Below are 516 nucleotides of genomic sequence, written 5' to 3'. Positions count from 1 at the left end.
AACTGGTGAAAAAAGGCCAGCAACTTCTGTTGATCGACGATACTCGTTTTCGCTCGGACTACCGCGAACGTGAACAACAAGTTGCCAACCTGACCGCCTCGGTATTACAACTTTCTGCTTCTATCAACAGCGTTGCCGTCAATCGCGATTTTAATATTCAAGATTGGGAAAAAAGCGTCGTTCTCGATTACGGCAAACTGACTTTCCCACCGGTATTGGAAGAGACGCAGCCACAATTAACTCAGCGTCAAAAAGCAGAATACCGCGAAGATTTGGATAACCTACGCAACCAACTGTCGGTGATCGATCAACAAGTGGAGCAAAAACAGCAAGACTTGGTCGAGATTGAAGCGCGAGTGCGTAACTTACGCCAAAGCTACCAATACGCGAAGAAAGAACTAGATATCACCCAACCATTGGCGGATGAAGGCGTTGTTCCGCGCATTGAGCTACTCAAATTGCAGCGCCAAGTGAACGACACTCGCCGTGAAATGACATCTAGCGAACTGAAAATCC

Annotated in this window: 1 pseudogene; it reads left to right on the top strand. The window is 47.3% G+C overall.

From position 1 onward, the window contains the following. Nucleotides 1-516: pseudogene (locus R7Z49_RS27625) on the top strand (HlyD family type I secretion periplasmic adaptor subunit); the annotation flags it as partial.

It is taken from the genome of Vibrio sp. 1562, assembly GCF_033340155.1.
Taxonomy (GTDB): Bacteria; Pseudomonadota; Gammaproteobacteria; order Enterobacterales; family Vibrionaceae; genus Vibrio; species Vibrio alginolyticus.
Note: the sequence above shows the minus strand (reverse complement) of the source record. Positions and strands in the feature narration are given on the sequence as shown.